This is a genomic window from Ammoniphilus oxalaticus, assembly GCF_003609605.1.
GTDB classification, from domain to species: domain Bacteria; phylum Bacillota; class Bacilli; order Aneurinibacillales; family RAOX-1; genus Ammoniphilus; species Ammoniphilus oxalaticus.
The window spans coordinates 158,368-180,613 of sequence record NZ_MCHY01000011.1; the positions used below are offsets into that span (position 1 = coordinate 158,368).

General features: G+C 45.8%; 20 protein-coding genes. 2 read left to right on the top strand and 18 right to left on the bottom strand.

All coding sequences use genetic code 11. The features are described from left to right. Positions 1-10: 10 nt before the first annotated feature. Both gabT and BEP19_RS15975 read right to left on the bottom strand, forming a co-directional pair. The gene (gene gabT, locus BEP19_RS15970; RefSeq protein WP_120190928.1) at positions 11-1,345 is read right to left on the bottom strand and encodes a 4-aminobutyrate--2-oxoglutarate transaminase; all 1,335 of its coding nucleotides are present in this window, start codon (positions 1,343-1,345) and stop codon (positions 11-13) included. 222 nt (positions 1,346-1,567) lie between these two features. Then, positions 1,568-2,287 carry a class I SAM-dependent methyltransferase gene (locus BEP19_RS15975; RefSeq protein WP_120190929.1) on the bottom strand — a complete coding sequence of 240 codons (720 nt, stop codon included), beginning with the start codon at positions 2,285-2,287 and terminating at the stop codon, positions 1,568-1,570. Positions 2,288-2,463: 176 nt separating this feature from the next. Between BEP19_RS15975 and BEP19_RS15980 the strand changes: the two genes are divergently transcribed. Continuing rightward, positions 2,464-2,892: an acyl-CoA thioesterase gene (locus BEP19_RS15980; RefSeq protein WP_211329371.1), complete on the top strand. Its 429-nt coding sequence runs from the start codon at positions 2,464-2,466 to the stop codon at positions 2,890-2,892. 188 nt (positions 2,893-3,080) lie between these two features. Here BEP19_RS15980 and BEP19_RS15985 read toward each other — a convergent pair whose 3' ends face one another. From BEP19_RS15985 to ftsE, 13 genes are all read right to left on the bottom strand, one after another. After that, a complete protein-coding gene (locus BEP19_RS15985; protein ID WP_120190930.1) occupies positions 3,081-3,371 on the bottom strand; it encodes a hypothetical protein in 291 nt (96 codons plus the stop codon). After that, positions 3,364-3,867, bottom strand: a complete 504-nt coding sequence (locus tag BEP19_RS15990) for an acyltransferase (protein ID WP_120190931.1) — start codon at positions 3,865-3,867, stop codon at positions 3,364-3,366. The genes BEP19_RS15985 and BEP19_RS15990 overlap by 8 nt, the downstream gene beginning before the upstream one ends. A gap of 4 nt (positions 3,868-3,871) precedes the next feature. Then, entirely contained in the window at positions 3,872-4,519 is a 648-nt protein-coding gene (ppaX, locus tag BEP19_RS15995; RefSeq protein WP_170145404.1) for a pyrophosphatase PpaX, read from the bottom strand. 16 nt (positions 4,520-4,535) lie between these two features. Continuing rightward, on the bottom strand, positions 4,536-5,348 hold the full coding sequence (lgt, locus tag BEP19_RS16000) for a prolipoprotein diacylglyceryl transferase (RefSeq protein ID WP_120190933.1): 813 nt from the start codon (positions 5,346-5,348) through the stop codon (positions 4,536-4,538). 14 nt (positions 5,349-5,362) lie between these two features. Then, on the bottom strand, positions 5,363-6,295 hold the full coding sequence (gene hprK / locus BEP19_RS16005) for an HPr(Ser) kinase/phosphatase (RefSeq protein WP_120190934.1): 933 nt from the start codon (positions 6,293-6,295) through the stop codon (positions 5,363-5,365). 108 nt (positions 6,296-6,403) lie between these two features. Further along, a complete protein-coding gene (uvrA, locus tag BEP19_RS16010; protein WP_120190935.1) occupies positions 6,404-9,289 on the bottom strand; it encodes an excinuclease ABC subunit UvrA in 2,886 nt (961 codons plus the stop codon). 7 nt (positions 9,290-9,296) lie between these two features. Then, entirely contained in the window at positions 9,297-11,273 is a 1,977-nt protein-coding gene (uvrB, locus tag BEP19_RS16015; RefSeq protein ID WP_120190936.1) for an excinuclease ABC subunit UvrB, read from the bottom strand. A 72-nt stretch (positions 11,274-11,345) separates the two neighbouring features. Next, complete coding sequence (locus BEP19_RS16020; RefSeq protein WP_120190937.1) at positions 11,346-11,576, bottom strand: DUF2198 family protein; 231 nt, start codon at positions 11,574-11,576, stop codon at positions 11,346-11,348. Between the two features lie 26 nt (positions 11,577-11,602). Beyond that, positions 11,603-12,871, bottom strand: a complete 1,269-nt coding sequence (locus BEP19_RS16025) for a PDZ domain-containing protein (protein ID WP_120190938.1) — start codon at positions 12,869-12,871, stop codon at positions 11,603-11,605. A 97-nt stretch (positions 12,872-12,968) separates the two neighbouring features. Continuing rightward, on the bottom strand, positions 12,969-14,459 hold the full coding sequence (locus tag BEP19_RS16030) for a S41 family peptidase (RefSeq protein WP_120191000.1): 1,491 nt from the start codon (positions 14,457-14,459) through the stop codon (positions 12,969-12,971). Positions 14,460-14,568: 109 nt separating this feature from the next. After that, positions 14,569-15,747 (bottom strand): murein hydrolase activator EnvC family protein, encoded by a 1,179-nt coding sequence (locus tag BEP19_RS16035; protein ID WP_120190939.1) that lies wholly within the window; start codon positions 15,745-15,747, stop codon positions 14,569-14,571. A gap of 15 nt (positions 15,748-15,762) precedes the next feature. Then, the gene (gene ftsX / locus BEP19_RS16040; protein ID WP_120190940.1) at positions 15,763-16,659 is read right to left on the bottom strand and encodes a permease-like cell division protein FtsX; all 897 of its coding nucleotides are present in this window, start codon (positions 16,657-16,659) and stop codon (positions 15,763-15,765) included. Next, entirely contained in the window at positions 16,649-17,335 is a 687-nt protein-coding gene (gene ftsE / locus BEP19_RS16045) for a cell division ATP-binding protein FtsE (RefSeq protein WP_120191001.1), read from the bottom strand. Before ftsE ends, ftsX begins: the two co-directional genes overlap by 11 nt. Positions 17,336-17,569: 234 nt before the next feature. On the opposite strand from ftsE, the gene BEP19_RS16050 reads away from it, so the two are divergent. Further along, a complete protein-coding gene (locus BEP19_RS16050) occupies positions 17,570-18,829 on the top strand; it encodes a VanW family protein (protein ID WP_170145405.1) in 1,260 nt (419 codons plus the stop codon). 55 nt (positions 18,830-18,884) lie between these two features. On the opposite strand, the gene BEP19_RS16055 is transcribed toward BEP19_RS16050, so the two are convergent. The 3 genes from BEP19_RS16055 to BEP19_RS16065 form a co-directional block, all read right to left on the bottom strand. After that, entirely contained in the window at positions 18,885-19,091 is a 207-nt protein-coding gene (locus BEP19_RS16055; protein WP_170145406.1) for an aspartyl-phosphate phosphatase Spo0E family protein, read from the bottom strand. A gap of 295 nt (positions 19,092-19,386) precedes the next feature. Further along, positions 19,387-20,811: an argininosuccinate lyase gene (gene argH / locus BEP19_RS16060; protein ID WP_120190943.1), complete on the bottom strand. Its 1,425-nt coding sequence runs from the start codon at positions 20,809-20,811 to the stop codon at positions 19,387-19,389. Beyond that, entirely contained in the window at positions 20,804-22,063 is a 1,260-nt protein-coding gene (locus tag BEP19_RS16065) for an argininosuccinate synthase (RefSeq protein WP_120190944.1), read from the bottom strand. Before BEP19_RS16065 ends, argH begins: the two co-directional genes overlap by 8 nt. Positions 22,064-22,246 lie beyond the last annotated feature (183 nt).

The window sequence follows — 22,246 nt, forward strand, 5'->3', positions numbered from 1 at the left end:
CTCCCTTTTCCTATGTTAATGCTACATCCAATGTTTGTTCCATCACGTCCAGCCCCTCAATTAATTGTGAATCTGTAATCACGAGTGGCGGAAGTAACCGCAACACATTACTATGCAAGCCCGCGCTCAATAAAATTACGCCTTTCTGCTGCGCCGTCTGAACAACCTGAGCGGCCGCTTCCCGATTGGGTTGTTTCGATTGCGGGTCTTTAACGAGTTCCAAAGCTCGCATCGCTCCCAAACCGCGAACATCACCGACTTGCGGGTATTTCGATTGCCACGTTTTGAAACGTTCATCCATGATTCGCCCAATTGCTTGCGATCGTTCAATAAGTCCATCCCGTTCGATTAATTTGATTACTTCCAATGCGGCAACACAACCAAGCGGGCTGCCCGCAAACGTACCCCCAATTTCACCGACGTTCGGGGCATCCATAATTTCTGATTTACCAACGACTGCGCTGATCGGTATCCCTGCTCCAAGCGATTTAGAAAGTGTGATCAAGTCAGGTTCCACCCCAAACTGCTCCATCGCAAACATGGAACCTGTTCGAGCAAATCCAGTCTGGATCTCATCAGCGATAAATAAAATGCCGTGTTGTTCGCAAATTTGTTTTAACCCTTGCATAAATGTTTTTGAAGGAACGATAAAACCGCCTTCCCCTTGGACGGGTTCAAGTAAGATCGCCGCAATTTCATCCGCTGGAGCCTCCGCCAAAAAGAAATGCTCCAACTGCTCTAAAAGATGTTGATCAAGCTGTTCATCACTCATTCCATTCGGTTTTCGATAATAGTAGGGATAGCCCAAGCGGTAGGTTTCTGGGGCGAATGGACCAAACTGATATTTATATGGTTTCACCTTACTCGTCAACGACATAGTCAACAACGTTCGACCGTGATAGCCCCGATCAAAAGAAATAATCCCTTTACGTCCCGTGTGCTTGCGAGCGATTTTGACCGCATTTTCGACCGCTTCCGCTCCGCTGTTGGCGAGAAATGTCTTTTTAGCAAAATCGCCAGGCGTAATCCGCGCCAACTCTTCGGCTAATTGCACATAAGGCTCATACATCATCACATTAAAACACGTATGGATATAGTTATCGAGCTGTTGCTTAAGCGCTTGCGTCACAGACGGTGGACAATGTCCAACATTCAACGTACCGATCGCCCCGGCAAAATCGATGAATGTATTCCCGTCAACATCCGTTAGTAACGCCCCTTCCCCTTTTGCCGCAAAAGACAGCACCGTATTAAATGGACCTTGAGCAACGAATTGCTCCTTTCTTTTTAACAGCTCCCGCGCCTTCTGTCCCGGTATCGATGTCCGCATGCGAATGCTTCCCATGCTACCCCCTCCTTTCTAACACTGTATGCTTTCGACTGAGTCAATACATCTATTTCGTAAAGGAAGGAGAGGGCTGGCGAAGCATGGACGGACAATTATGGCCGCTTCGCGGTGGGGATCACGACTGAAATCGGAGAGGAAACGGTCATGAGCGGCACCTTCACAACCGATGCGCCATGAATTCCGAGAGGAAACGGTCATGATCACGCCAGGTTCGTCCCCCTACCGTTGCGCCACCGCGATCATTGCGGGTGAATTTAATTGATACGCTTCCGCTTTAAAATTGCCGTACCACTCAATTTGCTGGAAGCCACTCGTTTCCAATAATCGCCCTAACGCGTCTTTCTTTAAGGGGAGTAATTCGGTCGTTTGTTCAAAAGTTCGATATTGCCCATCATCGCCCGTGACAATCAAACGACCTTGGAACAACAATTTGGCCGCCTTCCATTCATACGTTCGGTAAAATTGAACTTGTTCTCGCTCAATTGGCGGCAAAGCTTGAACCCGATCGGCGATAATTCGGTCGTAATTGACGATTTGGATAATTAAGCGACCTCGTTCGCTTAACAAGTTGAACGCCTTTTCCAATACATCAGCCACTTCGCCTTCGGAAGCTAAGTGGACCAGCGAATTACCTAGGCATATAATCGTATCAAAAGCGCCTGATGGTAACTGGTCCAACTGACGCATGTCCATCGTTCGAATCTCAAGCTCCACCTGAGCCTGCTCTTTTTTACGTTTGATTTGCTTGGTCATATTCGGTTCGAGGTCTGTCGCGGTCACCGTGTATCCTTGTTCGGCCAAGGCGAGCGCCAAACTGCCGCTACCAGCTGCCACATCCAAAATATTCGTTCCCGCGCGCTCGCTTATAAACTGCGCTTGCTGTTGATTAAGCGGGAAAATTTGATCATAGTAGTCGCTTAATATATTGTAAAAACCCATCAAGTTACCTCCTTACAACAATGTAGTCCTTATAGTAGCTAGCCTATCTTATTCAAACAAGTAACGCGGTGAGGTTTCTCACGAACGAGCTTGGGACCGCTTTTCCAGTATACTCCCCTCTTTTCCCCTTTTCATAGTATAATGACTCTAAAAAAACAGACTACGGAGGCGATTCAATGTCAATAGTTACGTTGGATAACATTATCGTCCGTCCCACCGAATTGGATGTGAACGGACACGTCAATAACGCAAAGTACTTGGAATACTTAGAGTGGGGGCGCGAAGCGTGGTATGACGCGGCTGGACTGACGTATGAAACCTTTGAAACGATGGGCATCCAAACCGTCACGGTCAACATTAACATTAACTATCGCAAAGAGTGTCGGCAAGGCGACAAACTTACCGTGAAGACGACCCCGCAAAAAATGGGCAATAGCAGTTACGTCCTTAAGCAAGAAATTATTAACCAGCGCGGCGAGTTGTGCGCGGATGCCCTTGTCACCTCTGTCACGATGGACCTGTCCACACGAAAAGGACGGCCAGCTCCTGAACCGTTACGCATTTTTTTTGGGCAAGGGATAGTCGAAAACAGCGAGCAGAATTGAAGATAAAACAGCCTACAAGATGAAAAGGTCCAATTGACCCTTACGCGCGGAACACTTTATAGGAAGCGTCAGTTGTAAAGGACGCGCAGACCCTTACAGGCCACCCGCCCGAGCGACGGCCCGTCCGCGCGGCATAAAAAGAGGCAACGAAACCGACACTACCTCGGCCGTTGCCTCTTTTCGTCTAACTAACTATGAAAAACATATCCTCGATAGATGAGATCGGCCAATGCCGCCGCCCCGGGGAAATTCAGATACCACGCATAGAATAGCCGCGCTTGCGGGACCGTCACCCATTCGTCTTTCCTCAGGCGATTCAATCCCTTACGAATGGACATGATCAACCCATATATGGACCAATTGATCACAGGGAGATAAAGGATAATAAACCATAGAAAGTTGATCGAGTCTTCCCCAAGATAAAAACGGAACAATGAACATAACGCCGTGACAATCATGAATCTTAGTAATTTACGCATGACCCGTGTCCTTATATCGTTCACGAATCACCTTGGCGGGATTCCCGCCGACAAGGGAGCCTGGAGGCACATCTCGATAAACGAGCGAAGCTGCGGCAACGACGGCCCCGTCGCCGATCGTGATACCAGGTAAAATCGTCGCATTCGCCCCGATCATTACGTTTGAGCCAATCCGCACTTCGCCAATTCGATATTCATCGATCAAGTATTCGTGTGTCATGATTGTCGCATTATAGCCAATAATTGAATTATTGCCGATTGTGATCCGCTCCGGGTACAAAATATCCGGAAGAACTAAAAAAGCGAGCGCCGTATGTTCTCCAATTTTCATGCCTAGAAACACGCGATACATCCAATTTTTCCAACTTGGAAACGGCGTGTAGCGTCCGATTACGATCACAAGAGTATTCAGGAATACCCGCCAAAAGCCAATCGTATTATAAAGTTGCCATAAAGAATTGGGACCCTTAATCGGGTAACGTTCGGTGCGACGCATCGACTTATTCTCCTTTTATAATCGGAATTAAATCCGCCATATCGTTCAATATATAGGTCGGATTGAACTGTTTTAGAAAATCAGGACCTTTCATGCTCCAAGCCACACCTGCTGAATCAATACCGGCCTCTTGAGCGGCCTGGATATCGTATTGACTATCGCCGATCATAATCGTTGTTTGCGGGTCGGCAGCGGTCAGTTCGATCCCTTTCAACACGGGGTCTGGATTCGGTTTATGTTTCTTAGTGCTTTCAAAAGCGACAAAGGCATTCATATACTGATCAATCCCAAATAATTTGGCGCCCATCTCCGCTGTTTTTCTTTGCTTAGTAGTGACAATCCCCATCGTCACGCCCAATGACTGCAATTGTTCCAACGTGTCATTCACTCGCTCAAATTCTTTTACATACTCATCATGGATCTTCAAATTATAGTCGCGATACGCTTCAATTAACGTATCACGCAACTCTTCCCCGCCATAACGACCCATCTGTTCGGCCAATGTTTGCCCCATATGCGAAATAATATCATCGCGCGTATACTGTCCTGGCAAATGGATCCCCAGCACATGCAAAAACGTCGTAATAATTAATTCATTCGTATCGATTAACGTTCCATCCAGATCGAACAGAACCGTTTCATATTTTAACAACTTACGCAAACCACCTTTATTCTCCGTATTTCAGTTTCGCGTAACCCATTTTTCTTCGACCAATCCAGAGTCCAATCGCAACCACGATGATCGCGACACTGATCATTTGCGCGGCGCGTAACGTATCCGTCACCATTAAGCTATCCGTTCGCATCCCTTCAATGAAAAAGCGACCGATCGAATACCAGATTAAATAGGAACAAAATAGTTCCCCGCGACGTAACGGCGCTTTTCTGCGCAACAACAGCAACAGACCGACGCCAAGCAGATTCCAAACCGATTCATATAAAAACGTAGGATGGTGATAAGCCCCTTTAATGTACATTTGTTCAATGATAAAAGTTGGTAATTGCAGCGACTCCAAAAAAGCGCGAGAAACCGGGCCGCCGTATGCTTCCTGATTCATAAAGTTACCCCAACGTCCAACCGCTTGACCAATCAGGATACTCGGAGCGGCAAAATCCGCGATTCGCCAAAAACTGAGTCCTCTTTTACGACAGAAAACAATGCCCGTCAGGATTGCCCCGATTAGCGCGCCATGAATCGCAATCCCGCCTTGCCAAATCGCAATAATTTCCCCAGGATGATGGCGGTAATAATTGTCCCATTCGAAAACAACGTAATAAATGCGGGCGCAAATAATGGATATGGGAACGCCCCACATCACTAAATCTAAAAATACATCTGGATCTAACTCGAAACGCTTCGACTCTCGCATCGCTAGCAGTAAGCCAATCAGGGCTCCTGATCCTAAAATGAGGCCATACCAATGAATCGGGATCGGCCCTAATTGAATAGCGACGGGATTAAGTGGTGTAATCGAATCCATACTTTCCCCTTTCCCTACATTTCTTCAGACGCTTCTTCAATGGTGTCTGTTAATCTTCGGCTAAAATGTACCGCAGCGTTGTAGCCCATCCGTTTTAAACGGAAATTCATCGCCGCCACTTCACAGATAACGGCCATATTTCGTCCTGGACGAACGGGGATCGTAATTTGCGGGAGTTCTGTATCCATAATTTTCATGGTCTCTTCGTCAATCCCTAAACGTTCATAATGCCTTTCCTGATCCCACAGTTCCATCTTAATAACGAGAGAGATCCGTTTGAAATTGCGCACTGCTCCAGCCCCAAATAAGGTCATCACATTGATAATTCCTAAGCCGCGTATTTCGAGCAAATGTTGGATCAACTCAGGGGCATTTCCAATTAACTGATTTTCTTGCGTTTGCCGTATTTCAACAGCGTCATCGGCGATCAAGCGATGCCCTCTTTTCACCAATTCTAGAGCCGTTTCACTTTTGCCAATCCCGCTGCCGCCCATTAATAATACGCCGATTCCATAAACATCAACGAGCACGCCATGGATCGTGGTGACTGGAGCCAACCTTCCTTCTAAAAACGTGGCGACCTTACTAAATAGTTTTGTCGTCGATAAATTGGAATACAGGACAGGCACACCGAATTCGTTAGAGGCTTGAATCAACTCTGTCGGAATTTCTAATTCACGAGAGATACACACACAAGGTGTATGTTCCGCGCAAAGTTGTTGAAACCGCTCCAGACGAAGCGCGGGATCGAGTCCTTTCACAAAGGAAACCTCCGAATCACCCAACAATTGCACCCGATCGAGCTTACTCAGATTAATATGCCCGGCCAATTCCAAGGCGGGACGGTGAATATTGCTCGTCTTAATTTCGCGTGTAATCCCTTGATTACCGCTGACCACATCAAATTCAAGGTGTTGACTGATGTCTTTCACGATCGTCCTCTTCATAATACCTCCCCCAAATGGTTGATCCTCTTTTTCTAATGGGAAAATATAAAGCATATTCTATCATATCAATTTGAAAAAGGAGAGCTGACCAGCCAACGGTTCAGCTCTTTACGATGATGTTACTGCTTTTTGTTCCAACGCGCTCAAATAGGCGGCTGTCCGCTCCCGATCTCGTTCTAAAATTCGGCCTAAATATTTACCCGTGTAGGATCCTTCCACCTGACTCAGTTTTTCCGGCGTGCCAACCGCGACAACTTGACCGCCTTTGTCGCCGCCTTCGGGACCAAGGTCAATAATATAATCCGCCGTTTTGATGACATCAAGATTATGTTCAATGACGAGCACGGATTCCCCCGCCTCAACGAGACGTTGCAACACTTTCAGCAAGCGTTCGATATCATGAGCGTGCAGTCCCGTGGTCGGTTCATCTAGAATATAGAGGGTGCGCCCCGTACTGCGACGGTGCAATTCAGACGCGAGTTTGACGCGTTGCGCCTCTCCCCCGGACAATGTCGTAGCGGGTTGCCCCAGTCGCATATAGCCTAACCCGACATCATAGATCGTCTGCAACTTGCGGTGGATCCGCGGAATATTTTTGAAAAACTCAACAGCGTCTTCCACAGTCAGGTCCAATATATCAGCGATGTTTTTGCCTCGATAACGCACTTCCAATGTCTCGCGATTGTATCGTTTTCCTTTGCAGATTTCACACGGCACGTACACATCGGGTAAGAAGTGCATTTCGATTTTTATGATTCCATCGCCGCGACACGCTTCACAGCGGCCCCCTTTAATATTAAAACTAAAGCGTCCCTTTTTGTAACCTCGCACTTTCGCTTCATTCGTTTGAGCAAATACATCGCGAATATCGTCAAACACGCCTGTATACGTGGCTGGATTAGAACGCGGTGTGCGCCCGATCGGCGACTGGTCAATCTCAACCACTTTATCAAGCTGATCCAGTCCTTCGATTTTTCGATAAGCCCCAGGCTTCGCCTTTGCTCGGTTGAGATCGCGCGCCAATGTTTTATAAAGAATCTCATTAATCAACGTGCTTTTCCCCGATCCTGAAACACCTGTCACACAAGTAAACAGACCAAGTGGAACCTTCACATTAATATTTTTTAAATTGTTCTCCTTCGCTCCCTTTACTTCGATCCAACGTCCATCGGGCTGACGACGTTCAGCGGGAACAGGAATCAACTTTTTGCCCGACAAGTACTGCCCCGTTAACGAGTGTTCCTGTTGCATAACCTGTTCTGGCGTTCCCTGAGCGACGACCGTTCCGCCATGCACACCTGCCCCGGGCCCGATATCAATAATATAATCCGAAGCGAGCATCGTATCTTCATCATGCTCAACAACGATCAATGTATTGCCAAGATCACGCATATGCTCCAACGTGCGAATTAAGCGATCATTATCTCGTTGGTGCAAACCGATACTCGGCTCATCCAAAATATAGAGCACGCCCATCAACGAGGAACCGATTTGCGTCGCCAAACGAATCCGCTGCGCCTCCCCGCCTGACAACGTACCAGCCGCTCGATGCAACGTTAAATAATCGAGTCCGACATCCCGCAAAAAGCTCAAGCGAGATTCAATTTCTTTCAAAATAAGATGGGCGATCGACCGATCTTTTTCGCTCAACTCTAACTCGGTGAAGAAATCGTAAGCGTCTTGCACCGACTTGGATGTAATGAATGAGATGTTTTCCCCGTTTATTCGCACCGCGAGCGATTCTGGACGGAGTCGCTGCCCTTTGCAGGAAGGACAAGCACGTTCACTCATATAGTTGCGGATCGAATCGCGAATATGTTCTGAACTCGATTCGACGTAGCGTCGCTGCAAGTTATGAACGACCCCTTCAAAATAAATTTCCGAGTCGCGGCGACGACCGCCAAAATCACTCGTGTAAACGAAGCGAAACTTTTCTTTTCGATTTCCAAATAAAATAATGTCCAGCTTTTCCTTTGGCAGCTGTTCAACAGGCAGTTCCATATCAATTTCGAAATGATCGCAAACTGAATGAAGCAGCTGTTCATAATACAGCGAAGTCGAACCCTCCCACGGCTCGATCGCTCCCTCATTCAGACTTTTGCTTCGATCAGGAATAATCAGGTCCGCGTCCACTTCCATTCGCATCCCTAATCCATCACAGGCCGTACAGGCCCCGTATGGACTGTTGAAAGAAAACATGCGAGGCTCAAGCTCAGCCAAACTAAAGCCACATTGCGGGCATGCCAGGTTTTGACTAAATAGCAGCTCCTCTTGATCAATCACATCGATCAGCACATTCCCATCCGCTAAGTTTAATGCGGTTTCTAGGGAATCTGCCAACCGGGATTCAATGCCGTCTTTGACGACAATACGATCGACGACAACCTCAATTTGGTGTTTTTTATTTTTTTCTAGTTTAATTTCCTCAGATAGATCCGTCGTCTCACCGTTAATCCGCGCCCGCACATACCCTTCTTTGCGAATCTCATCCAGCAACTTTGCATGTTCCCCTTTTCGACCTTCAACGAGGGGGGCTAAAATTTGCAGTCGAGTCCGCTCCGGCAAGCTGACGATACGATCGACCATTTGCTCCACCGTTTGAGCTGTAATTTCCACGTTATGTTTCGGACAAAACGGTTGTCCAATACGGGCAAACAACAACCGTAAATAATCATAAATTTCGGTAACAGTTCCAACCGTTGAACGCGGATTGCGGCTCGTTGTTTTTTGATCGATAGAGATTGCAGGCGATAGCCCCTCAATCGAATCCACATCAGGCTTATCCATCTGACCTAAAAACTGCCGCGCATAAGCGGATAGCGATTCAACATAGCGACGTTGTCCCTCCGCGTAAATCGTATCAAAAGCTAGCGACGATTTACCCGAACCAGATAGGCCCGTGATTACCACGAGCTGATCACGCGGAATCGTCACATCGATGTTTTTTAAATTATGGGCGCGAGCCCCTTTAATCACAATATTTTCAAGACTCACCAGGAGATCATCCTTCCACTTTCAATTCCAGAATTAGGTCGCGCAATTCCGCCGCGCGCTCAAACTGCAAATGTCTCGCCGCGTCCTTCATCTCCGCCTCTAGGTTGTCGATAAAGGTTTTCCGCTCCTTCTTGTTCATCTTTTGGTACTCTTTCGTCGGCAAATAATCTTCGCCCTCTTCGGCCACTCTCGTCGCTTCGATAATATCGCGAATCGCCTTTTGAATCGTTTGCGGCGTAATCCCGTGCCGTTCGTTGTGCTCTTGCTGAATCTGACGGCGACGTTCTGTCTCTTCGATCGCCCGTTGCATCGAGTGGGTCATTTGATCGGCGTACATAATCACTTGTCCAGACGCGTTACGGGCCGCCCGTCCAATCGTTTGAATTAAGGATCGTTCGTCGCGTAAAAAACCTTGTTTATCCGCATCCAATATCGTCACCAACGACACTTCCGGCAAATCTAAGCCTTCTCGCAACAAGTTAATTCCAACGAGCACATCAAACGTTCCCAATCGAAGATCGCGAATGATCTGCATCCGCTCAATCGTTTTAATATCCGAGTGTAAATACTTCACTTTAATCCCAACATCTTTCAAATAATCGGACAAATCTTCAGACATCTTTTTCGTTAGCGTCGTAACCAATACTCTTTCTTTCCGTTCGATTCGTCCGTTAATTTCCCCGATCAAATCATCAATCTGTCCCTTGATCGGACGCACCTCGATCACAGGATCGAGCAAACCTGTCGGACGGATTACTTGTTCCACAATATTCGGGGCATGCTCTAACTCATAAGGACCCGGCGTCGCCGACACGAACACGATCTGATCAATTTTTTCTTCAAATTCCTCAAAACGCATCGGTCGGTTATCGCGCGCTGAAGGTAAACGGAACCCATGGTCAATCAACATATCTTTTCGGGCTTTGTCCCCATTATACATCCCGCGAATTTGCGGCAGTGTAATGTGCGACTCATCAATTACGATCAGCATATCATCTGGAAAATAGTCAAACAACGTGTATGGGGTCGCGCCTGCGGGCAAGCCTGTCAAATGGCGCGAGTAGTTTTCAATACCTGAACAGAATCCCATTTCCTGCATCATTTCCATATCGTAACGGGTGCGTTGTTCAAGCCGCTGCGCTTCCAGCAACTTATCGTTCGCTCGCAACTCAGCGAGCCGTTCTTCCAATTCAATTTCAATATTCTTTAAAGCGACACGCATTGTTTCACCCGAAGTAACGTAGTGTGACGCAGGAAAGATAGCGACGTGCTGACGTTCACCAATGATCTCGCCAGTCAACACATCAATTTCCGTCATTCGCTCAATTTCATCTCCGAAAAACTCGACGCGAATCGCTTGCTCACTCGTTGAAATTGGGAAAATCTCGACGACATCGCCACGCACGCGAAATGTCCCGCGCGTGAAGTTAATATCATTTCGTTCATATTGTATGTCGACCAACTTACGCAACATCTCATCGCGGCTTCGTTCCATGCCAGTTCGCAATGAAAGTAACAAGTCCCGATAATCTTGCGGTGATCCCAATCCGTAAATGGCGGACACACTCGCAACGATAATCACGTCGCGTCGCTCAAATAAAGAGCTTGTCGCCGAGTGCCTCAGCTTGTCAATTTCATCATTAATGCTTGCATCTTTTTCAATATACGTATCGGTATGCGGAATGTACGCTTCCGGTTGATAATAGTCGTAGTAACTAACAAAATATTCGACCGCATTTTCAGGGAAAAACTCTTTAAATTCGCTGCATAGCTGGGCGGCTAATGTCTTATTGTGGGCCATGATCAGCGTAGGTTTATTAAGTTGAGCAATGGTTTGAGCGACGGTAAACGTCTTGCCTGTGCCCGTCGCCCCGAGTAGTGTTTGATATTTTTCCCCATTTTGCAATTGTTCAACCAATTGGCGGATTGCTTGCGGCTGATCGCCCTTCGGTTCAAATTCAGAAACCAGTTTAAAACGTTCCAATTGCGCTTCACCTCATTCCCATTAAGTACAAAAAGTCTTGCCATCGATTTGGACTGGCAAGACCCCACGCGCTTATTCTGTCAATTTTATATTCTTTAGCAATTTACGAGATACGAAATACCCGCCGATCAATGAGACCGTTCCGATCGCCATCGGTGTTGGACCGTGATTGTACCCCTCAAAAACGGCCATCATAATTCCGATCGTAGCCAGCGCCCCCACAATCATATTTAGAGAAAAACGAGACAAACTGACCATCAATGCAAACGGCGCAACGAAAGCGATGAGCAATTTTACAAACATGAACCTTTCCCTCTCCCCTTTTTTTGTTACGCTCCTCGGTCAATTTGCTGACGGAAGAGCTGCGCAATACTGACAGGCTTTAAGTCTACATAATAAGGAGTTCGTTCATCTGGCGCTAGAATCAAACCAAGCTGATGATGCTCTCCTTCGTAAACCGCCCGCTGCGCGTATTTCATATGACCTTCGATGTTTCTAACCTCCATTTTACAGAAGGCGGAATTGAGTTGCAACGCGGGATATAAATCTTTGCTGCTTGTTATTGGCTGGTCATTCACCTTCATTAAAACATCGCCCGACGTAATCCCCATTTTTGCAGCCGGTGTGTCCGGGAAAACTGCCAGCACAACAGCCCCTTCGCCTAGCTGGACAAACATCGGCGGTCGTTGCCATTCTTTCCAGTGGTTCCACCGACTCAATAATGGATGACCGAATAAAGCAAATAAACCCGCAACGGCTCCCGCCCATAACGACCACATGCTAAACAAGGCGAGCAACAGCAACACCAAACCGACTCGAACAAGAGCGAGCGCAGATTGACCCGCTTTTCGGCTCGGTAAGCGGCTTAACATCAAATCAGAAAAACCGAGCATGATCGGAAAACCAATGATCGCAACATTTGATTGATCGCCCGCTAATAACAACGGCCACCAAGACGGCAAACCAAGACCGCCCTGCGCTCCGTCGGGAATCGAAACGACCATCACCATCGGCAACATCCAAAACTTCTGCAACTGATAAGCGCCGACTAATCGCCCCCGTTTTCCATTTAAAAAAATCGGTGTTGCTCCGCGACCGCGATTCCTGCGAACTAAAAAAGCCTCTACAAAATAAAGGATTGCTGCTAAGCCAATAATTGAAGCGACATCGGTCAAGGCGAGTCTTTCCCATAACCATGCAAACGCGGCGATCGACTGACCTTGTGGCCACAATTGAACAACGGCTGCAATCAACGCGTAACAACCGACTGCATAGGTAAAGGACAATAACTGTACATGGAAGAAAGAAAAAATAAAACTAAGCGCGACAATCGTCCATAAATCAAAAGGCTGCAAGATCACCCCTAGCGCCAACAATAACATCGAACCAAAAATCGCGCCCAACAGACCGTAAATTAACGTAAGGGTCCATTGTTCCCAAGGTCGGTTCAGGCGTCGATGAAACAACTTTCGTTCAAATAACGTTTGACGCTGGTAAAGCATCCAGGCCAGCGCCAAGAAAAAATAGAGAAAAGGATTTATAAATATAGAAGGAATCCCTCTCATTAAAACCGAACCGAATGAAACAATCCAGTCCACTAACTTGTTCCTCCAATCAAAAGAAAAAAATGTAATGATAGTTGTCTATCATTACATTTTTCTACATTTCCCGCTGATGTTCCTGCTTTTTATATTGTTATTTTTTAACTTGCTTCGTTATTGTTTGAATCGCAGCTTGTAATTGCAGATCATTTTCGGGTTCTTTCATCTTGTTCAGCAACGCTTCTTGCATCGCTTTGGCTGTTTGCCCATCGACTTGACCAGACGTCGGCAAACTGTTCAATTTTTGAAACGCCTTGACCGCTGTAGCCGTCTTTTCATCAAAATAGCCGTCTGAACGTCCCGTAGGGAAACCAAGTCCGCTCATGATCACTTGAAGGTTACGCACTTCCTCGCCATTTTGGTCAAATTGCAATGTTTTATTTTCTTCTAAATGGATCGGAGCCGCCTCAAAATAAGCAGGCTGTTCCACTTTCACATTCGGTTCAATACCGTCATTGTTGATCCATTTGCCAGATGGCGTTAACCATTTGGCAATCGTCATCTTCAACTGACTATCATCCCCAAGCGGCACCGTATTTTGCACCGTTCCTTTACCAAACGAGTGTTGGCCAACAAGCGTGTAGCCATTTTCCTGCAGCGCGCCCGCTAAAATTTCGGATGCGCTCGCGCTTCCTTTGTCAATTAAGACTGTAATTGGATACGGTTTTTTCTTTGTACTCGATGATTTAATCAGTTCACGATTCCCGTTTGGATCTTCGACTTGCAAAATGACACCTTCATCCGGAACGAGCAGCTGGGCCATATCGACGACAGCCGGTAATAACCCACCTGGATTCCCGCGTAAATCAACGAGCAAGCCGTCTATTTTTTGCGCTTCTAATTTTTCTAGCTCTTGTTTAAAATGATCAGCTGTTTCCGTTGCAAATTGGGTGATTTCTAATTTACCTAATTTCATCCCATCTCGTTCAATCGTCTCGCTGTACACCGTCTCAATCGGAATTTCGTCGCGCACGACCTCAACAACGAGCGGATCTTTCACGCCAGGACGAAGTACTTCCATCTTCGCTGAAGAACCTTTTGGTCCGCGAATCTTAAGCACTGCTTGATATAAATCAAGGCCTTCTAATGAATTCCCGTCAACTTTTAGAATTTGGTCTTTCGGTCTTAGTCCCGCCTTTTCAGCAGGTGATCCTTTGAACGGCGACACGATTGTCACTTTGCCGTTATCCAATGTCACTTCCGCTCCGATCCCTTCAAAAGAAGAATGGATCGAGTCGTTAAATTCCTTCGTCGATGTCGGATCCATATAGACCGAATAAGGATCTTCCAACGCATTTAACATGCCGTTAATTGCACCATCGATCAGCTTTTCATCCGCAACATCTTCCAAATAATTTTCTTTGATGAGGCGATATACTTCGTTAATTTTTTGAAGATCTGCCCCGCTAGCGGTTCGTCCTGCCTTTGGGATGTCTGTATCCGAATTTCGGAGGCCTATTTTCCCCAGAAATTGATCAACAGTTTGTCCAATTCCACCGTCCCCTGAACCGAGCGCCGCCGCTGTAAAGAGGCTACTTAACGCGACGGTGACCCCTAACAGAGCTGCTAGTGTTAGCCTTTTCATCCGCAATCCTTCTCCACCACCTTTGTTAGCCTGTCTGATTGCCATGCTTTTTCTCCATTATTATATGATGGAGCCGAGTTGGATATGATCTTCATTATATCATAATCAATCAGCCGCGAAGATAGCCCATCGGGTCAACCACCGTCCGACCTTTATACACGCCAAAATGCAAATGCGGACCTGTCGAACGACCGGTTGAGCCCACTTCGGCAATCTTCTGGCCTTTCGTAACTTTTTGTCCAACCTTCACCTTAATTCCGCCATTGCGAATATGGGCGTACAAAGTTGTAATATCTCCGCCATGATCGATGCTGACCATATTGCCATAACCGCGCACGTAGCTGGCTACAACGACAACCCCATCAGCGGCAGCGACAATTGTTGTTCCTTGCGGCGCGCCAATGTCTATCCCATCATGTCCTGTTTTACGGCCTGTAAACGGATCCGTTCGGTAGCCGAAATTGGACGTAATCCGATTGCTGCTTGGTACGGGCCAAGCAAACCTTCCGCCGACAAATTGTCTCTGGCGCAACGCTTGATCTTTATCGCGCAAAGCTTCACGCATGTTGTGCATCAAATCGAGCATTGCCTGTTCTTGTTGCTGTCGAACGCGTTCCAATTCTTCTTGTTTTGCCGCCAGTTGGGCAATCATCGCGGCTCGTTCGTTTTGTTGTCTCTCTAAATCAGCTTTAAGATCGGACGTTTCCTTGTACATTCCTTGTAAACTGGCTAAATGATTTTCGATTTCGCGTTTTTTAGCCTCAATAATTTTCTGATCTTCAATATTTGCTTCCAAAATTCGAACATCCTGATCAATGATTAATCTGACCGTATTCAGCCGATCGAGAAAATCGCCGAAACTATTCGAACCGAGCAGGACATCTAAGTATGAAATCTCCCCCATTTCATACATGACCTTCACTCTCGTTTTCAAAAGCTCGTCCCGTTCTTCAACACGCCTTGTCGCTTCATCCAATTGGGCCGCCGCATCTTGCGCTTTAAGCGTTGTTTGACCGATCTGAATGTCCAAGTGAGAGATGCGTTCCTGTGTCTCCTTCAGTTTCCGATCGATCACGACTAAATCTTGATGCGCTTGATCTTTTTGCGATGCGACCTGGATCTTTTCCCGCTCAATTTCACTGATCCGACTTTCAGCGGCGCGCTGCGCTTTTTGAATCTGGGTAATCCTTTGATTAATTTTATCGATTGAACTAGCTGCCACATCCGACAACGGCGTAAGCAACGATGTCGATAGGAGCAATACGAGCAATAACGGTGTTTTGCGCATACGTTCCTCTCTCCTCTATATTTTTAGAAATCGGCGAACAGAGACCATGCTGCCCCACACGCCAATAAACGCGCCTATTCCCATTAATAGGAGCGTAATTTGCCACGCCAACGGATCGAGCGGCAACAGTTGCAGAAAGTACAGATTGAGATCAACTTTCACAAATTTAATAACGTAATAGTAACCTGTAAGCAAAATGGCGATCGGGATAATTGCCCCCACCACACCCATTAACAGCCCTTCAATAAAAAACGGCCAACGGATAAACGCATTCGTCGCCCCGACTAATTTCATAATCTCGATCTCTCGGCGACGAGCGACGATCGTTAACTTAATCGTATTCGCGATTAAAAACATCGCGGTGAAAGCGAGCGCAATGATAAGTACCATACCTATGTTACGCACTACTTTGGTGACGCTAAATAACTTTTCAATCGTCTCTTCCCCAAACACAACATTTTCAATGTGCGGCAACTCTGTCAACGTTTCGGCGATAGTCGAAGTTTCCTGGGGATTTTTTGGTTTTACCGCAAACGCGTCGAGGAGCGGATTTTCCTCCCCCTCTAAACCTGTCAGCAGATTCCCCTTATCCCCCCAGCTTTCTCTAAATGTTTCCAAACCTTGTTCTTTCGTAATAAAGTTAACCGATTCAACCGTCGCCAGCTGTTCAATTTCCTCTTGGACTTGACCAACTTGTTCATGCGTTGTGTCCGCCTTGAGGTAGGCGCGAACTTCGACCTGCTTTTCAACAACATCCGCTGAATGGTTCACATTCATCGCCAACACCAAGAATAGGCCGAGCACAAACAACGTAATCGCGACGGAGCTGACTGAAGCAAACGACATCCAACCGTTACGCCCGATATTTCGAAAACCTTCGCGGGCGTGTCTCGTTAACGTTCTAAATTTCATAGCCATACTCTCCTCTTTGTTGATCGCGAGCAATTCGACCCGCCTCAATTGCGATGACACGTTTTCGCATCGTATTGACGATTTCACGGTTATGCGTCGCCATGACGACCGTCGTCCCTCTGCAATTGATTTCTTCAAAGATCTTCATGATTTCCCACGATGTTTCTGGATCTAGGTTCCCGGTCGGTTCATCGGCAATAATCGTAATTGGATCGTTAACAAGCGCTCTAGCAATTGCCACGCGCTGTTGCTCTCCGCCCGATAATTCATCTGGATAGGCCCGCATCTTATGATTTAATTTTACGAGATCTAGCACTTCCATTACCCGTGATCGAATCACTTTTTTTGGCGCTTCAACAACTTCCATCGCAAAAGCCACATTTTCATAGACATTCAACGTTGGCAGTAATTTATAGTCCTGAAAGACAACGCCGATACTTCTGCGTAACTTTGGAATCTGCTTTTCTTTTAATTTTTCAACATTTTTGCCGTCAAGAAAAATTTGGCCCTTCGATGGCCGTTCCTCGCGGTACATCAGTTTGATAAATGTAGATTTACCAGCCCCGCTCGGTCCAACGACATAAACGAATTCACTCTTTTCAATTTTTATATTGATCTCTTTCAGGGCATCCGTTCCGTTGGGATACGATTTCCAAACGTCAACCATTTCAATCATTGCTTTTATTCCACCTCTTTCAATCTCAACAACGGAGGAAAGAATCCTCGAAAGAACTCTATCTTTTTGTTCGACAACTTCGCAACAGATTCCTCCATTATTTCCAGGGAAATGACAAAGTTTTCGTTTTCGACCTTTTTCCATTATAACACCGCTGTCAAATGATTCTCGCATATTTCTTAAAGACTTTCATATATATGATCTTGCATGACCGGGAGAGGAGAGGAATCAAATTTGGGTGAGAAGAAAAGGTTTGTCCGATTAGGTAGTTTATGTCTGATTTTAGCGATTGCATTGGGGGGTCTCTATGCGTATGGGAAACAAACGACGATTCCAATCGGCTACTTTTTTCACGATTGGCACATCGGAACGCTGTCGCCTGAGCAACTCAAACAGCAATATCCAAAGCGAATCGCCGCTTTACAACAAAAAAAGATCTATTTCCAGCTCTTAGAAGACTCGGAAATAAAAGAAGTCAGCTTTACATTTAAAGAACTAGGCATTCCCTTCAACGAACAGCAAGTACTCAATGATATATTAGCCTACTCCAAGCAAGAAAAACTGTACAAAAGAATCTTCGATCGCATGCGCGGTCCCGACAGTAAGCCTTTTTACCTCGCGCCCCAATGGAATGAACAAAAATTACATAACGCGCTCAGCTCCGAGTGGGCCGATGTATTTGCGCGCGAACCAAGTAACGCGGAACGTGTCTTCGACGAACAGGATCAGATCAGTTACAAATCGGAACAGTCCGTATTTCGACCGAATATCAGTAATCTCGTAATCAAACTCGGGAAATTGGAAGGCGAGCGACTGTGGAGTGAAGAAAAACTAGCCATCGTCCTACCGATGGAAAAGCTAAAGCCAGCAATTACGGTGGAGGATTTAAAAAGCGAAGGAATCGATCGTAAGATTTCTGAATTTTCAACCCATTATTCTAAGAGTTCAAGCGGTAGGATTCATAATGTGGAAAAGACCGCAATGATCTTAAACGATAAAATGCTAGAACCAGGGGAAGTATTCAGCTATAAGGAGATTGTTGACGCCACGGAAACCGTCCATGGTTATCGCGCGGCTCCTGTTATTATGGATGGTGAATTACGCCCAGGAATTGGCGGCGGGGTTTGCCAAGTGTCGACCACACTCTACAATGCAGCCCTCCTCTCAGACTTGGAAATCGTCGAACGCCGCAACCATTCGTTACCGATCGGCTATGCCCCTTTAGGACGTGACGCCACGTTTACAAATGATGGAGGAATTGATTTTCGCTTTAAGAATACGACAAAAAACAACCTGCTCATTCGCGCCGAAACAAAAAATGGGAAATTGACCGTCAAAATTTTCGGAAAGGATTCTGATGATGATAAACAAATTGAAATTTTTACGGAAAGAAGGTCCAGTCATAGCGTCAATGTATATAAACGCGTGATCGTAAACGGAGAGGTCGTCAATCAAGAGTTAATTTCCAGCGACACGTATCGATCACCAAAATAATAATAAAATAAAAGGGAGTTAGCCCGATTAGGCCAACTCCTGTTTTTTTCATGTCTTAACAAGCTTGTTTATTTTTCATTTGTTCGTACGCATTCAATTTTTGATCCAGCTGTTGACTGATCTCAACAATGCTTGGATTAGATAAATTACCCACCTCTAGACTCATCTCGTTCAACCGGGAGCGAAGGCGACAGATCTCTTCTAACAATGCATCCAATCCTAGTTTGACTGATGAACGGTGGGTTGAGTCTGCTAAGGACACGGACACTTCCCCCTAACCTATAAGATGTGAATCATTTTTGTTGATTTGGTTAATACTTCCTAAACCTTTATATGTGTATTCTACACTCACTTTAAAATTCCTTCTATATCTAGACATTTTTTTAAAAAAATTAACTATCCATATTGTATGCTCTACACCCTTTTTTTATCAAGCCTTTTTTCAAGACTGTTATACAGTTCTTTCCACACTCACGCCTAGGTCTTGTTGTCTATCTTGCCTAAAAAACAAACAGGTAAAGGAAAACGAATCGTTTCCCTTTACCTGTTTATCCATTTTACAGTTGGACCTCTATTTTTTTACGATGGTTTGCGGTCCATTCATCCGTTGTTTGTTTCAATTGTTCCATATAAGCGAGTTGCTTCTCGACTTGTCTTTGCGCCGTTCCGCCAAGCGCGTCTCGCGCGTTGACAACGTTCATTACATCTAACGTTTGGTAAATATCGTCTTCGAACAAATCAGAGAACTGTCGGTATTCATCCATCGTTAAATCAAGCAAATATTTGTTCTGTTGAATACAGTACAGCACCGTTTTCCCAACGACCTCGTGCGCTTGTCGAAAAGGCAATCCTTTGTTTACTAAGTAATCCGCTAAGTCCGTCGCATTAGAAAAGTCTTGTTGAGCGGCCTGTCGCATCTTTTCCTTACCGACTTTCATCGTCGCAATCATCGGGATAAATAACGACAACGCGCCATGAATCGTTTCAAGCGTATCGAACATTCCCTCTTTATCTTCCTGCATATCTTTGTTATACGCTAACGGTAAGCCCTTCAACACCGTTAACATCCCCACTAGATTCCCGTAAACTCGTCCTGTTTTTCCACGCACGAGCTCGGCCACATCAGGGTTCTTCTTTTGCGGCATAATACTGCTGCCCGTACAAAAAGCATCATCGAGTTCAACAAACGAAAATTCATCACTCGACCAGAGCACGAGTTCCTCGCATAATCGAGACAGATGTGTCATCAACAAGGAAGCCGCGCTTAAAAATTCAACGATGAAATCCCGATCACTAACAGCATCCAAGCTATTCATATAAATCGAGTCAAACTTCAACAATTCCGCGGTATATTCTCGATCGATCGGAAATGTCGTGCCCGCTAACGCGCCCGCTCCTAATGGCAACACATTGATTCGTTTCCAACTATCCATTAATCGTTCAGCGTCACGTTGCAACATCGCCACATAAGCGAGCAAATGATGGGCAAACAAAATCGGCTGGGCTCGCTGTAAATGCGTGTAGCCCGGTATAATCGTATCGATATTTTCCTTCGCTTGGCCAATCAACGATTGTTGCAGCTTCGAAATTAATTCCACAAGCTCGATCGTCTGCTCGCGCAAATAAAGATGCATGTCTGTCGCAACCTGATCGTTTCGACTACGACCCGTATGTAATTTACCGCCAACAGGTCCGATTTCGTCGATGAGCATTTTCTCGATATTCATATGAATATCTTCATTGGCAATCGTAAATTCAGCTTCGCCTTGTTCAATTTTCGCCGCAACTTTTTTTAAGCCTTGTTTGATTGTTTCGACATCCTCCGCTGGAAGGATGCCGCATTTCCCCAACATCGTCACATGGGCTAAGCTGCCTGTAATATCTTCTTTCCATAATTGCTGATCAAATTGAATCGATGCCGTGTATTCTTCGACTAATTGATCGGTCGCTTTCGTAAATCTTCCGCCCCACAGTTTACTCATTGCTCAAAATCGCTTCTTTCTTATCGATAATCACCGCTTGCGGTTCATACCCTAAATGCTTGCGGTTCACTTGCGAATACACTTGTGTCGGCATGCCGTATAGTTCAATGAAGCCAAGCGCCGACTGATGGTCAAATGTATCTCCTTCTCCATAGGTCGCTAAGTTCATATCATATAATGAATGCGGTGATTTACGTCCGACAACTATCGCGTGTCCTTTAAACAACTTGACGCGAATTGTTCCCGTCACAAATCTTTGTGTTTCCTCGACAAACGCCTTCAATGCGTCCATGACTGGCGAAAACCAAAGCCCTTCGTAAATCACGTTCGTTATCTTTTGCTCGATAATCGGCTTAAATTGAGCTAACTCGCGTGGTTGCGTCATGAATTCTAATTCACGGTGAGCTAAAATAAGCGTGATCGCTCCTGGGCACTCATACACTTCACGAGACTTAATTCCAACCAAACGGTTCTCAACATGATCGATTCGTCCGATCCCATGTTTCCCCGCAATTTTATTTAATTCAAGGATCAGTTCGCTTAACAGCATTTTCTTACCGTTGATAGCCACTGGCTTCCCTTGTATAAACTCGAGTTCAATTTCTTCCGGCGTATCAGGCGCGTCCTTTATATCAACAGTTAGATCATACGCTCCCGCAGGCGGTTCAGCCCAAGGGTCTTCCAAAACGCCGCACTCACACGCGCGTCCCCAAAGATTTTCGTCCACGCTGTACGGGTTGTCTAGATCAATCGGGATTGGAATGCCGTGTTTTTCCGCGTAAGCAATTTCTTCGTCACGCGTCATGCCCCACTCACGAACGGGCGCCACTACTTTTAAGTTAGGATCCAATGCGGCGAACGAGACATCAAAACGAACTTGGTCGTTGCCTTTTCCCGTGCATCCATGAGCAACCGCAACCGCCCCTTCTTCTTTCGCGATATCCACTAAAATCTTAGCAATTAGCGGACGAGACAACGCGGATACAACAGGGTATTTCCCTTCATACATCGCGTTTGCCTTTAGCGCGGGCAACACGAACTCTTCAGCGAATAGTTCTTTGGCGTCAACAATGTAAGATTTGATCGCCCCAACTTGAATCGCTTTGTCTCGCACAAAATCAAGATCGCTTCCTTCTCCAACATCTAACCCGACAGCAATGACATCGTATTTGTAATTATCTTGCAACCATTTGATGGCAACCGATGTATCCAACCCTCCAGAGTATGCTAACACAACTTTTTCACGCGCCATACTAATTCCCCTCTTCCTTCTATATCAAATAAATATTAAAATTCAAAATGAAAGTATATTTCGTAGCTTCTGTGTAACATTATGCATCATATGTAATAAAAATTCAACCGTTATTTTAGATAAATTCAAAAAAAAATTTGACTCGCAAAAAAAACAATAAAAAGGTGATGCCACGATCGTCTC